Here is a 12,660-nt window from a genome sequence, read left to right as displayed (position 1 = left end):
GATACGGACGTACCACGAGGACCTCTGCAGCGCCACGAGGGAATGCTACCCACCGCGCGGTGATCGACGCCTCAGATCATCGCCATGCCGCCGTTGACGTGCAAGGTCTGTCCGGTGACGTAGCCTGCCTCCCGGCTGGCAAGATAGACCACCGCCGCACCGATATCCTCGCCGGTGCCGAGGTTGCCGGCCGGGATGCGGCCGAGCAGGGCACTCTTCTGCGCCTCGGGCAGCACGTCGGTCATCGCCGAGCGGATGAAGCCCGGTGCGACGCAGTTGACCGTGATGTTGCGGCTGGCGAGCTCCTGCGCGAGCGCCTTGGACATGCCGACGAGACCCGCCTTGGACGCGGCATAGTTCGCCTGCCCCGGATTGCCGGTTTGCCCGACCACCGAGGTGATCGAGACGACGCGGCCGAAGCGCTGCTTCATCATCGGCTTGGCGGCGGCGCGGATCAGGCGGAATGCGGCTTCCAGGTTGACGCGGATCACCTGATCCCATTCGTCGTCCTTCATCCGCATGGCCAGATTGTCCCGCGTCACACCCGCGTTGTTGACCAGGATGTCGATGCGCCCGCCCAACGCCTCCACCGCCTGCGGCACCAACGCATCCACCGCGCCCGCATCCGACAGGTTGCACGGCACGGCGACATGGTCTCCGCCGAGGCCGGCACGAAACGTCTCCAGCTTCTCCGCATTGGAGCCCGATACCGCCAGCCGGGCCCCCTGCCCCGCCAGCGCCTTGGCAATCGCGGACCCGATCCCGCCCGAAGCGCCGGTCACCAGCGCGGTCATGCCTGTAAGGTCGAACATCTATCCTCCAGAAGTTGTATTCACGCGGAGGCGCGGAGGCGCGGAGGAAGAAGAATAGTCGTTGACCACCCGCTTCACACCCTCCTTCAGCGTTTCGCCTCCGAAGTTGATGAGCAGCCCTACGGGCTGATGTAGCAATCTGAGGTACGTCAGCAGTTGCTTGGCATGAGCGGCGGTCAGCCGCTCGATCGATTTAACTTCGACGACGAGCCGTTGATCGACCAGCAGGTCGACCCGGAACGCCCCGATGAAGCGTTGCCCATCGAACACAATGTCGACCGGACGCTGTCGTACTACGGCGTAACCCATCGCAGCGAGCCTACCGGCCGATACCGTCTCGTACACGCTTTCGAGCATCCCGGGACCAAGCTCCCGGTGAATGCGCAGAGATAGATCGAGGACATCGCCACTGATGGCATCAATCTCTCTCACTTCTTCTCCGCGCCTCGGCGCCTCCGCGTGAACATCACACCTTTTTAAGCAAATCCTCCACGTCGTCCATGGTCACCACGCTGATCGCATCGGCTTCGGGTGCGATGCGCTTGACCATGGGAGCGAGAACCTTGCCGCCGAATTCGACGAACTGGGTGACGCCCGCATCGACCATCGCCAGCACCGATTCGCGCCAGCGGACTATGCCGGTCACCTGCTGCACCAGCGCCACCCGGATCGCGCCGGGATCGGCGATCGCCGCTGCGTCGACATTGGCGAACACCGGCACCAGCGGCGCGGCGATGCGGGCATCGGCGAGGGCGGCATCCATCGCATCGGCGGCCGGCTGCATCAGCGGGCAGTGGAACGGTGCCGACACCGGCAGCAGCAGCGCGCGCTTGGCGCCCAGTTCCTTCGCCAGCGCAACGGCGCGCTCGATCGCCGGACGGTGGCCGGAGATCACGACCTGCGACGGATCATTGTCGTTGGCGACGGTGCAGACCAGCTCCGGCCCGCCTTCCGCCAGGATCGCGTCGACCGCGGCGCCGGCGATCGTCTGCGCCTTGTCGAGGTCGGCCCCGAGCAAGGCCGCCATCGCGCCCTCCCCCACGGGGACCGCCGCCTGCATCGCCTGGCCGCGCAGCCGGAGCAGCCGCGCCGTCGTCGCCAGGTCGAATGCCTCGGCCGCGCACAAGGCGCTATATTCGCCGAGCGAATGGCCGGCGACGTAGTCCGCCTTGTCCGCCAGCCGAACGCCGCCCTCGCGCTCCAGCACGCGCAGGGTGGCGATGGCATTGGCCATGATCGCCGGCTGGGCATTTTCCGTCAGCGTCAGGGCATCGGCTGGACCCTCGGCCATCAGCCGGAACAGGTTCTGGCCCAGCGCCTCGTCCACCTCGCCGAACACCTCGCGGGCATGCGGGCTGGCTTCGGTCAGCGCCTTGCCCATGCCGACCGCCTGGCTGCCCTGCCCGGGAAAGATGAATGCCCGCATCGTCGCGTCTCCTTGATTGCAGGAGCGCGCCAGTAGGGCCGCAGCGGTCCCCACGCAACCTGAACGAACCTCTTGGAGTTGCGACACCTTGCGACCGTTTACCGGCTTCGGTGTGAGAGGTGTGCGACATGTCGCCCCCATCTTTCTATTCGACGCCGGACACGGCGCCGGTACCAAGAATGGGAGTAGTCACGATGAAGAAGCTGATCCTGAGCGCGATCGCAGCGACGCTGGTTGCAAGCCCGATGGCGATCGCCGCCGCCGATGCCGCACCGGTCCAGCGCGAGCGCACGGTCACCACCGTCAAGCACCGCCCGAACGGCCGCACCGTCGTCACGCAGCGTACCACCGTCCGCAACACGCCGTACGGCTGGCGCGCCGGCCAGCGCTTCGATCGCCGTCGCGCGACCAACTACCGGGTCGTTCGCGACTATCGCAGCTATCGCCTCGCGGCGCCGGGCCGCGGCCAGTATTGGGCACGTTCGGGCAACGATGCCGTCCTGGTGCGTGACAACGGCACCGTCGTCCGCGTGATCCAGCGCTCGTTCCGCTGATCCGGCGGTGAGACCTTGCCTTTTGCGGCAAGGTCGGTAAGGGAACCCACATCCGGGGCGGAGGGCCAGTCTCTCCGCCTCGGTTCGTATTGCACGAGAAGACAGCCGGAGGGGCGTCGCATGGGGCGGCGTCAGCGATCGGCCAACGAAGGACAAGGCATGGCTCTGTACGAGCACACGTTCCTTGCGCGCCAGGATCTGGCACAGGCGCAGGTGGACGCGCTGGCGGAAACCGCCACCAAGATCATCCAGGACAATGGCGGCCGCGTGGTCAAGACGGAAACGTGGGGCCTGCGCAGCCTCGCCTATCGCATCGCCAAGAACCGCAAGGCGCACTACGTCATGCTCGAGATCGACGCACCGGGTGCGGTCGTCGCCGAGCTGGAGCGCCAGACGCAGATCAACGAGGACGTGATCCGCTACATGACCGTCAAGGTCGATGCGCTGGAAGACGGCCCGACCGTGATGATGCGCAAGCAGGAGCGCGACCGTGAGCGCCGCAGCGACCGCGAGGGTGGCCGTGACGGCGCACCGCGTGGCGACCGTGGTGACCGCCCGGATCGTGGCCCCCGTCGTGACCGTGAAGAGGAGGCCGCATAATGGCTCGTCCGTTTTTCCGCCGCCGCAAGTCGTGCCCGTTCAGCGCCAAGGATGCGCCGCGGATCGATTATAAGGACGTCCGCCTGCTGCAGGGCTTCGTGTCCGAGCGTGGCAAGATCGTGCCGTCGCGCATCACCTCGGTGAGCGCCAAGAAGCAGCGCGAACTCGCCCAGGCGATCAAGCGCGCCCGTCACCTGGGCCTGCTGCCCTACGTCGTGAAGTAAGGAGTCCTCCACATGGACGTTATTCTGCTTGAGCGCGTCGAGAAGCTCGGCGTCATCGGCGACGTGGTGAAGGTGAAGGACGGTTTCGCCCGTAACTTCCTGCTGCCGAACAAGAAGGCGCTGCGCGCCAACGAAGCCAACCGCAAGGTGTTCGAGGCGAACCGCGCCCGCATCGAGTCCGAGAACGCGAACCGTCGCGGCGAGGCCGAGAAGGAAGCGCAGACCTTCAACGACGTGTCGGTGACGCTGATCCGTCAGGCATCGAACACCGGCCAGCTCTATGGTTCGGTCGCCGTGCGTGACCTGATCGAGGCGCTGGTGGCCGATGGCCACAAGGTGACCAAGAGCCAGGTGGTGCTGGACAAGCCGATCAAGTCGATCGGCCTGTACGACGTTCGCGTCGCGCTGCACCCGGAAGTGTCGGTGACCGTCAAGGTCAACGTCGCCCGCTCGCCGGAAGAGGCCGAAATGCAGGCAACCGGCGTCGACGTCATGGCGTCGATGTTCGAGCGCGACGAGGCCGGCTTCACCGAGGATTACGATCCCAACGCCGAGCCCGGTGCGACCGCCGAGGCGCAGCCGGAAACGGAGCAGGCGCAGGACTGACGCTCCGCGCCGCTACCGCGGTAATATAAAAAGGGCCGTTCGGAGGATGCTCCGAACGGCCCTTTTTCTTGCGTGGCGATGCCCGTCCTATCGCGCGGGCCGGCGCAGCGCCGTCAGGGGCAGCTGACGCAGGCGCCGACAACCGCCGCCAGCGGGATCAGGGCAAGGACGATCGGAAAAATCTGCTTCATGGCAGCAAGGCCTTCATCGGTTGTTTCCGCTTCAATGCGCCGACGAGCCGAAGGTTTCCAAAGGATGAATGGAACGGCGACGGCTTGCCATGATTCGATGTGCCCGCGTCTATCCAAACACGGTCTGTCACACATTAACTCCCACGCAAGGACTTGGCCGTAATGGACTGATCCATGTTACCCATCTTCAGCATCGACGCCGATCCGGGTCGCCAGTTGCTCATGGTGACCGTCGGTGGCTTCTTCACCATGGAAGCCCTGCACCGCTTCGACACGGCCTATCGTGACGCTCGCGCGCGGCTCTCCTGCCCTGTGAACCAGCATCTGACCTTGGTCGACACCTCGGCGATGCAGATCCAGAGCCAGGATGTCGTTGCCGCCTTCACCGCCATCGTGCGCGATCCTGCCATACAAGCGCGGCGCCTCGCCTTCGTCGTCGGGGCATCGCTCGCCCGCCAGCAGACGCGGCGGCTGATCGCGCCGGACCGCCAGGGTGTCGGCTTTTTCCGCGATCGCGCTGCCGCTGAGGAATGGCTGTTCGCGGAGGCGCTCAGCGACGACCGAACAGCTTCTCGATATCGCCATGCGCCAGCTTCACCCAGGTCGGGCGGCCATGATTGCACTGACCGGAGTGCGGCGTAGCCTCCATCTCGCGGAGCAGCGCGTTCATCTCGGCGACGCCCAGCACCCGCCCGGCCCGTACCGAGCCATGGCACGCCATTGTGCCCGCCACCGCATCCAGCCGCTCGCGTAGCGACAACGCCTGGTCGAATGCGGCGAGTTCGTCTGCCAGGTCGGCGACGAGCCCCTTCGGGTCCGCCTGCCCGAGCAATGCCGGCGTTGCGCGCACCAGCATCGCGGTCGGGCCGAACCGCTCCAGATCGAGACCGAGTTCGGCCAGTTCCGCCGCCCGTGCCTCCAACCGGTCACACGCCGGCTCTTCCAGTTCCACCACTTCCGGGATCAGCAGCGCCTGCGCCGCGATCCGCCCACCCGCCAGTGCCGCACGCATCCGCTCCAGCACCAGCCGCTCGTGGGCGGCATGCTGATCGACCAGCACCAATCCATCCTCCGCCTCGGCGACGATATAGGTCTTGGCGACCTGGCCACGCGCTACCCCGAGCGGATGCGCCGTGGTGACCGGTGGGGGCGCCCAGGCAGGTTCGGCGCGCGCGGCAGGCGGCGCGGTGAAGAAGGTCGGCCGACGATCGAACACACGCGAAAGCGCCTCCCCGCCCGGATTGGAATAGGGGGCCGGCGCCGCCTGGTAGGAGAGATTCGCGACCGGTTCCGGCCGCCACATCGCCAGCGCATCCTCGCTCACCCGCTGGACGCTGCGATGCCCCGCCGCATCCAATGCCCGCCGGAGGCCGGAGACGATCATGCCGCGTACCAGCGCGGGATCGCGGAAGCGCACCTCCGTCTTGGCGGGATGGACGTTCACGTCCACCTCGCTCGCCGGCACGTCGAGGAACAGCGCCACCACCGCATGACGATCGCGCGGCAGCATCTCGGCATAAGCGCCGCGGATCGCGCCCATCAGCAGCCGGTCACGGACCGGCCGCCCGTTGACGAACAGATATTGATGGTCCGCCACCCCGCGATTGTAGGTCGGGATGCTCGCCACGCCGCCGAGCACCAGCCCGTCCCGCTCCAGATCGACCGGCACCGCATTGTCGGCGAGCGCACGGTCGGTCAGCCCGGCGACACGCGCCGGCCGATCCTCCGCCTGGGTCGCGGCCAGCGCGCGGCGGCCGTCATGCTCCAGCGTGAAGGCGATGTCCGGTCGCGCCATCGCCAGGCGCCGTACCGAATCAAGGCAGGCGGCATATTCCGCCCGTGCCGATCGCAGGAACTTGCGCCGCGCCGGCACCCGCCCGAACAGATCCTCGACGATCACCCGCGTGCCCGGCGGCAGCGCGGCCGGCGCCTCTCTCACGACGGCGCCATTGTCGACCACCCGCGCCCACCCCTCAGCGCCGCTCACGCGGCTTTCGATCGTCAGCCGCGCGACGCTGGCGATGGACGGCAGGGCCTCGCCCCGAAACCCCAGGGTCGCCACCTGATCGATCGCCTCGTCGGGCAGCTTGGAGGTTGCATGCCGCTCCAGCGCCAGCGCCATGTCGGCCGGCGTCATCCCGCAGCCGTCGTCCGTCACCTCGATCCGGGCGAGGCCGCCCTCGGACAGGCTGACCGCGATCCGCGTCGCGCCGGCATCGACGGCATTCTCGACCAGCTCCTTCAACGCGCTGGCGGGCCTTTCCACCACTTCACCGGCGGCGATACGGTTGACGAGATGTTCGGGCAGACGGCGTATTGACACCGCGCAAGCTCTATACCAAGCGAAGCCATCCCGCGAGCCCTCCGCAAGCCCCCACGTGACGACCGATCGCGACGGTCTGCGGCGGACAGCGTGGAACCCTGTGCGTCCCTGACACGGAACCTTGCCCCCGATGGCCCTGCCCCGCTTCTTCAAATTCATGAGCCATGACATGGCGATCGACCTCGGCACCGCGAACACGCTCGTCTACGTGCGCGGCCGCGGCATCGTGCTCAACGAACCCTCGGTGGTCGCCGTCGAGACGCTGAACGGCGTCAAGCGGGTGAAGGCGGTCGGCGACGACGCCAAGCTGATGATGGGCAAGACCCCCGGCTCGATCGAGGCGATCCGCCCGTTGCGCGACGGCGTCATCGCCGACATCGACGTGGCCGAAGAGATGATCAAGCATTTCATCCGCAAGGTGCACGGCCCCCGCAAATTCGCGCGCTGGCCCGAGATCGTGATCTGCGTGCCGTCGGGATCGACCAAGGTCGAACGCCGCGCGATCCGCGATGCCGCCTCGAACGCCGGCGCGAGCCAGGTCTTCCTGATCGAGGAGCCGATGGCCGCCGCGATCGGCGCCGACATGCCCGTGACCGAGCCGATCGGCAGCATGGTCGTCGATATCGGCGGCGGCACCACCGAAGTCGCGGTGCTCTCCTTGCGCGGCCTCGCCTACACCACTTCGGTCCGCGTCGGTGGTGACAAGATGGACGAGGCGATTGTCAGCTACGTCCGTCGCAACCACAACCTGCTGATCGGCGAAGCCACGGCCGAGCGGATCAAGCAGGAAGTCGGCATCGCTCGCCCGCCGGTCGACGGCATCGGCAAGATCATCCACATCAAGGGTCGCGATCTCGTCAACGGCGTGCCCAAGGAGATCCAGATCAACCAGGGCCAAATCGCCGAGGCCCTGTCCGAGCCGGTGGCGACGATCGTCGAGGGCGTGCGCGTCGCGCTGGAGAATACCGCGCCCGAACTCGCCGCCGATATCGTCGATCAGGGTATCGTGCTGACCGGCGGCGGCGCGCTGCTCGAGGGGCTGGACGAGGTGTTGCGCGACGAGACCGGCCTGCCGGTCACCGTCGCCGAGGACCCGCTGACTTGCGTCGCGCTCGGCACCGGCCGCGCGCTGGAGGATCCCATGTTCCGCGGCGTGCTCCAGAACGGCTGAACCGGGACCCTAGCTTTACGACCAGACGGGCTTTCACACGGGACAAGGGGGATTTCGGCGCATGGCGCCTGCCCGCGACCGTCGCACCGGTTTTTCGCGGCGGCGGCAATATTCGGCATTCCTCGGCTACGTGCTCGCGGTGGCGGGCGCGATAGTGGGGGCCGTGCTGCTCGTCGTCTCCACCTTCAACCCGCCGGCCTTTGCGGCACTGCGGATGAGCGTCGCCAGCCTCACCGCGCCGATCGCCTCGGGGCTGGGCACGGCGGCGGATGTGGTCGCATCGGTACCGCGCGCGATCGGCACGTGGATCGACGTGCATGGCCAGAATGCCGAACTGCGCGCCGAGGTGAAGCGCAGCCGCGCCCTGCTCACCCGTGCGCGCACCATCGCCTATGACAATCGGCGGCTGCGCGCGCTGCTGGCGGTGCGCGATCGCACGCCGGATGCGGTGATCACGGCGCGACTGGTCGGCTCCACCGCATCGAGCGGCCGCCGCTTCGCCCTGCTCAACGCCGGACGGATCCAGGGGGTGCTGCCCGGCATGCCGGTGCGTGGGCCGAACGGCCTCGTCGGGCGCGTGCTGGAGTCGGGGCCGATCGCCGCCCGCGTGTTGCTCATCACAGATCCCGACAGCCTCGTACCCGTACGTCGCACCCGCGACGGCCTGCCCGCCATCGCCGCGGGCCGCGGTGACGGCCGGGTCGACATCCGTTCGGTCAACGCCACCAACGTCCGCTTCGCGCCGGGCGACATGTTCATCACCTCGGGCACCGGCGGCCTCTATCCGCCCGGCGTTCCGGTGGCGCGGGTGGACACGCGCGGCTCCGACAGCGTCGTCGCCATCCCTTATTCCGCGCCCGATGCGCTCGATTTCGCTCTGGTGGAGCGGCCGTTCATGCCTATGCCGCCCCCCGTGCGCCCGACCGCACCGCCGCCGGCCGTGCCCTGAACCGGCGGAGCGCGAGCGGTGGCCCCCAACACGATCGATTTCCGCCCCTTCGAGCCGCCGTTGCCTCCCGGTCGCGCGCGGGCGCTGCCGTGGATCACGGTGCTCGCCGCCTCGGCATTGACGGCGGTGCTGCCGGTCGTCGCCAGCCTGCCGCTGATGCCGCCGCTCGGGCTCATCATGCTGTTGACTTGGCGCCTGCTCGCCCGCTTCGCGCTGCGCCCTTGGGCGGCGGCCCCGCTCGGCCTGTTCGACGATCTCGTCAGCGGCCAGCCGCTGGGATCGGCGGTGCTGCTATGGTCGCTCTGCTTCATCGCCATCGACCTGATCGAACAGCGTTTGGTCTTCCGCGACTTCTGGCAGGATTGGCTGATCGCCAGCGGGGCCATCGCCTTTTGCCTGGCGATGGGTCGCTGGATCGCATTGCCGTTCGGCGCGCACGTCGATGCCATGCTATTAGCACAGATCATGATTGCCGTGATGCTCTTCCCGTTATCGGCGCGACTCGTCGCCTGGATCGACCGCAAGCGCGGCCCGGCGGCGTGAGGCAGCCATGCTGAGGCGTTCTCCCCGCATCGTCACCGAGGCGATGCAGACCTACAGCTTCTCGCGCCGCGCCTGGCTGCTCGGCACCGCGCAGGCCGGCGTCGGCGTGCTGCTTGCCGGCCGGATGGGCTGGCTGGCGATCGCGCAGAACGAGAAGTACAATCTTCTCGCCGAGAGCAATCGCGTCAACCTCACCATGATCCCGCCGCGGCGGGGCTGGATCGTCGATCGCCACGGCGCGCCGATCGCCAACAATCGCACCGACTTCCGCGTCGACATCATCCCAGATCGATTGCAGGATGCCGAGCGGGTGCTGGCGCTGCTCGCCCAATTGCTCGCGCTGCCACCGGACGAGGTCGAGCGCATCCGCATCGACCTCAAGGGCGCAGCAGGCTTCCAGCCGGTGCAGGTCGCAGAGAACATCAGCTGGGATCGCTATGCCGCGGTCAGCCTGCGCCAGCCCGAACTGCCCGGCGTCGCGCCGACGCGCGGCTTTGCCCGTGCCTATCCTGCGGGTGCCGCCGTCGCTCATCTTACCGGCTATGTCGGTGCAGCGACCGCCGAACAATTCAAGGCGACACGCGACCAGTTGCTGGTCACCCCCGGCTTCAAGCTCGGCAAGGACGGCCTCGAAAAGCAGCTGGAACAGCAGTTGCGCGGTACCGCAGGCGCCAAGCGGGTGGAGGTCACCGCCCGCGGCAAGGTCGTCGCCGAGCTGCCGACCCGTGCCGACGTGCCGGGCAAGACGCAGCGCCTGACCATCGATGCCGGCTTGCAGGAATATGCCGCGCGGCGGATCGGCACCAATTCGGGTTCGGCGGTGGTGATCGATTGCCGGACGGGTGAGATGCTGGCCATGGTGTCGATGCCGGCCTACGATCCCAACAGCTTCTCCGACGGCATCAGCCATCTGGAATGGAAGATGCTGTCCGACGACGACCACGTGCCGCTGATGAACAAGGTGACGCAGGGTCTGTATCCGCCGGGCTCCACGGTGAAGCCGATGAACGGTCTGGCGCTGCTCCAGGCCGGCGTCGGCGCGCATGATCGCATCGTCTGTTCCGGCGCGATGCGGGTCGGTACCGGCATCTTCCACTGCCACAAGCGCGGCGGCCACGGTCCGCTCGATCTCAAGGGCGCCATCGAGCAGAGCTGCGACATCTACTTCTACGAAATGATCCGGCGCATGGGCTACGACACGATCGCGCCGGTCGCCAAGCTGATGGGCCTGGGGCAGAAATTCGAGCTGCCACTCGCCACGCAGCGCTACGGCACCGTGCCTGATTCGGCGTGGAAGCTGCACAAGTACAAGACCAGATGGACGGTGGCCGACGGACTCAATGCCTCGATCGGCCAGGGCTATGTGCTCGCCAACCCGCTCCAGTTGGCCGTGATGGCGGCGCGGATCGCGTCCGGCCGGGCGCTCCAGCCGAGCCTGCTCGCCAGCCACGTCCACCTCGACGCACCCGCCCTGCCGCTCGCCTCCGAACATCTCGCGATCGTCCGCGACGCCATGTACGGGGTCGTCAACCAGGGCGGCACCGGTGGCGCGGCGCGCCTGCTCGTGCCGGGCGTCTCGCTGGCGGCCAAGACCGGCACCGCGCAGGTCCGCCGCATCACCATGGCCGAACGGCGCAGCACCGGCGTGCTGAAGAACGGACAACTGCCCTTCAAGCTGCGCGACCACGCCCTGTTCGTCGGCTTCGCGCCTGCGGACAATCCGCGTTACGCCATTGCCGTGGTGCTGGAACATAATGGCCATACCGTCCGCAATCTCGATACGCCGATGATCGGCCGCGACATCATGACCTGGCTGTTCGACCGCGACCGCGCAATGAAGAGCCTTGCCGACGTCGAGCCGACCTGGGGCGGCGACATCAGGACCCGCATGGATGCGCAAGCGGCCGCCTATCGCGCCGAACACGCCCCGCCGCCCGCCGCCAATGCCACCAAGACCGACGCCATCGTGCCGAGCGATTCGGATGCGGTGGAGGCGGCGACCGATCTCGCCAACCAGACCCAGGCCGCGCTCGGCCCGGCGGCCGCCGACGGCGACGATACGGCGGAAGGCGGCAGCCCCGACCGGACCGAACAATGAGCCGCAACCACCTGATCCCCGAACCGATCGCCCGCCTGCCCTGGCGGGTCATCCTGCTGATCGTCGCGATCGGTACCTTCGGCCAGGTCGTGCTCTACTCGGCCGCCGGTGGCGCGCTGCAGCCATGGGCACTGTCGCAGGGCATCCGGTTCTTCGTGCTGCTGGGGGCGGCGCTGGCGATCTCCTATGTGCCCGAACGGGTGTGGAAATCGGCGGCGCTGCCCGCCTATGGCGCGATCGTCGTCGCATTGGTGCTGGTCGAGCTCGTCGGTGCGGTGCGCGGCGGCAGCCAGCGCTGGCTGGACGTCGGCATCCGCCTGCAACCGTCCGAGTTCATGAAACCCGCGATCGTACTCGCCTGCGCGCGCTTCTACGACATGCTGCCCCCGGGGGAGACGCGGCGCTTCGGCGCAATCTGGCCGGCCTGCCTGCTGATCGGCGTGCCGGCTGCACTCATCATGAAACAGCCCGATCTCGGCACCGCGCTGATGGTCTGCGGGGGCGGTGTCGTCGTGATGTTCCTGGCGGGCGTGCCGATGCGGCTGTTCGTCGGTGGAGCCCTCAGCCTCGCCATCGCCGCACCGCTCGCAGTCAATTTCCTGCTGCACGACTATCAGCGCAATCGCGTGCTGATCTTTCTCGACCCCGAAAGCGATCCCCTCGGCACCGGCTACCACATCAGCCAGTCCAAGATCGCGATCGGCTCGGGGGGATTGTGGGGGAAGGGCTTCCTCAACGGCACACAGAGCCATCTCGACTATTTGCCCGAGGGGCATACCGACTTCGTCTTCGCCACCATGGCAGAGGAATGGGGCCTGATCGGCGGCTGCCTGCTGATCCTCGCCTTCCTGCTCGTTATTCGCTGGGGCATCAACGTCGGCCAGCAGGCGACCAGCCGCTTCGCCCGCCTCACCGCCGCGGGGCTTGCGACAACGATCTTCTTCTACGTCGCGATCAACCTTTCCATGGTCATGGGCCTTGCGCCCGTCGTTGGCATCCCCCTTCCCCTCGTGAGCTTCGGCAGTTCCGCGCAGATGACCGTCCTGTTCTGCCTCGGCATCCTGATGTCGATCGACCGACAAAATCGTCGCGCAGTGCGCTGGTAAGACGAAAATTCTGCCGCGATGCAAAAAAGGGTTTGCATCATCGGAATCCACTGCTAA

14 protein-coding genes are annotated in these 12,660 nt (G+C 67.5%); 9 read left to right on the top strand and 5 right to left on the bottom strand.

Annotated features, from left to right (window positions below; all coding sequences use genetic code 11):
• Positions 1 to 71: 71 nt before the first annotated feature.
• Genes fabG through fabD form a run of 3 tightly spaced genes read right to left on the bottom strand, consistent with a single transcriptional unit; the run spans position 72 to position 2,238 of the window.
• On the bottom strand, positions 72 to 812 hold the full coding sequence (gene fabG / locus AC4GY7_RS00985; RefSeq protein ID WP_491111541.1) for a 3-oxoacyl-[acyl-carrier-protein] reductase: 741 nt from the start codon (positions 810 to 812) through the stop codon (positions 72 to 74).
• A complete protein-coding gene (locus AC4GY7_RS00980; RefSeq protein WP_491111540.1) occupies positions 813 to 1,244 on the bottom strand; it encodes a GxxExxY protein in 432 nt (143 codons plus the stop codon). It lies immediately after the preceding gene.
• 34 nt (positions 1,245 to 1,278) lie between these two features.
• Positions 1,279 to 2,238, bottom strand: coding sequence for an ACP S-malonyltransferase (gene fabD / locus AC4GY7_RS00975; RefSeq protein WP_491111539.1), 960 nt, complete (start codon positions 2,236 to 2,238; stop codon positions 1,279 to 1,281).
• 194 nt (positions 2,239 to 2,432) lie between these two features.
• On the opposite strand from fabD, the gene AC4GY7_RS00970 reads away from it, so the two are divergent.
• From AC4GY7_RS00970 to rplI, 4 genes are all read left to right on the top strand, one after another.
• The gene (locus AC4GY7_RS00970) at positions 2,433 to 2,792 is read left to right on the top strand and encodes an RcnB family protein (protein ID WP_491111538.1); all 360 of its coding nucleotides are present in this window, start codon (positions 2,433 to 2,435) and stop codon (positions 2,790 to 2,792) included.
• A 159-nt stretch (positions 2,793 to 2,951) separates the two neighbouring features.
• Positions 2,952 to 3,392: a 30S ribosomal protein S6 gene (gene rpsF, locus AC4GY7_RS00965; protein ID WP_491111536.1), complete on the top strand. Its 441-nt coding sequence runs from the start codon at positions 2,952 to 2,954 to the stop codon at positions 3,390 to 3,392.
• On the top strand, positions 3,392 to 3,616 hold the full coding sequence (gene rpsR, locus AC4GY7_RS00960; protein ID WP_007403456.1) for a 30S ribosomal protein S18: 225 nt from the start codon (positions 3,392 to 3,394) through the stop codon (positions 3,614 to 3,616). Before rpsF ends, rpsR begins: the two co-directional genes overlap by 1 nt.
• A 12-nt stretch (positions 3,617 to 3,628) precedes the next feature.
• Positions 3,629 to 4,222: a 50S ribosomal protein L9 gene (gene rplI / locus AC4GY7_RS00955; protein WP_491111532.1), complete on the top strand. Its 594-nt coding sequence runs from the start codon at positions 3,629 to 3,631 to the stop codon at positions 4,220 to 4,222.
• Between the two features lie 368 nt (positions 4,223 to 4,590).
• Here the strand turns inward: rplI and AC4GY7_RS00950 are convergent, their stop codons facing one another.
• Together AC4GY7_RS00950 and mutL are read right to left on the bottom strand one after the other, a co-directional pair.
• Positions 4,591 to 4,998, bottom strand: a complete 408-nt coding sequence (locus tag AC4GY7_RS00950; protein ID WP_491111530.1) for a hypothetical protein — start codon at positions 4,996 to 4,998, stop codon at positions 4,591 to 4,593.
• The gene (mutL, locus tag AC4GY7_RS00945; RefSeq protein ID WP_491111528.1) at positions 4,964 to 6,736 is read right to left on the bottom strand and encodes a DNA mismatch repair endonuclease MutL; all 1,773 of its coding nucleotides are present in this window, start codon (positions 6,734 to 6,736) and stop codon (positions 4,964 to 4,966) included. The genes AC4GY7_RS00950 and mutL overlap by 35 nt, the downstream gene beginning before the upstream one ends.
• Before the next feature lie 130 nt (positions 6,737 to 6,866).
• On the opposite strand from mutL, the gene AC4GY7_RS00940 reads away from it, so the two are divergent.
• The 5 genes from AC4GY7_RS00940 to rodA all read left to right on the top strand — a co-directional run bounded on the left by AC4GY7_RS00940 (position 6,867) and on the right by rodA (position 12,603).
• On the top strand, positions 6,867 to 7,907 hold the full coding sequence (locus AC4GY7_RS00940; protein ID WP_491111526.1) for a rod shape-determining protein: 1,041 nt from the start codon (positions 6,867 to 6,869) through the stop codon (positions 7,905 to 7,907).
• A 61-nt stretch (positions 7,908 to 7,968) separates the two neighbouring features.
• Entirely contained in the window at positions 7,969 to 8,856 is an 888-nt protein-coding gene (locus AC4GY7_RS00935; RefSeq protein WP_491111524.1) for a rod shape-determining protein MreC, read from the top strand.
• A gap of 18 nt (positions 8,857 to 8,874) precedes the next feature.
• Positions 8,875 to 9,399 (top strand): rod shape-determining protein MreD, encoded by a 525-nt coding sequence (gene mreD, locus AC4GY7_RS00930; protein WP_491111522.1) that lies wholly within the window; start codon positions 8,875 to 8,877, stop codon positions 9,397 to 9,399.
• Positions 9,400 to 9,406: 7 nt separating this feature from the next.
• Complete coding sequence (gene mrdA, locus AC4GY7_RS00925; RefSeq protein WP_491111520.1) at positions 9,407 to 11,497, top strand: penicillin-binding protein 2; 2,091 nt, start codon at positions 9,407 to 9,409, stop codon at positions 11,495 to 11,497.
• The gene (rodA, locus tag AC4GY7_RS00920) at positions 11,494 to 12,603 is read left to right on the top strand and encodes a rod shape-determining protein RodA (RefSeq protein WP_491111518.1); all 1,110 of its coding nucleotides are present in this window, start codon (positions 11,494 to 11,496) and stop codon (positions 12,601 to 12,603) included. Before mrdA ends, rodA begins: the two co-directional genes overlap by 4 nt.
• Positions 12,604 to 12,660: the final 57 nt, after the last annotated feature.

The sequence above is a fragment of the Sphingomonas sp. SP5 genome (genome assembly GCF_058313455.1).
This window is presented reverse-complemented; position numbering and strand designations above follow the sequence as displayed.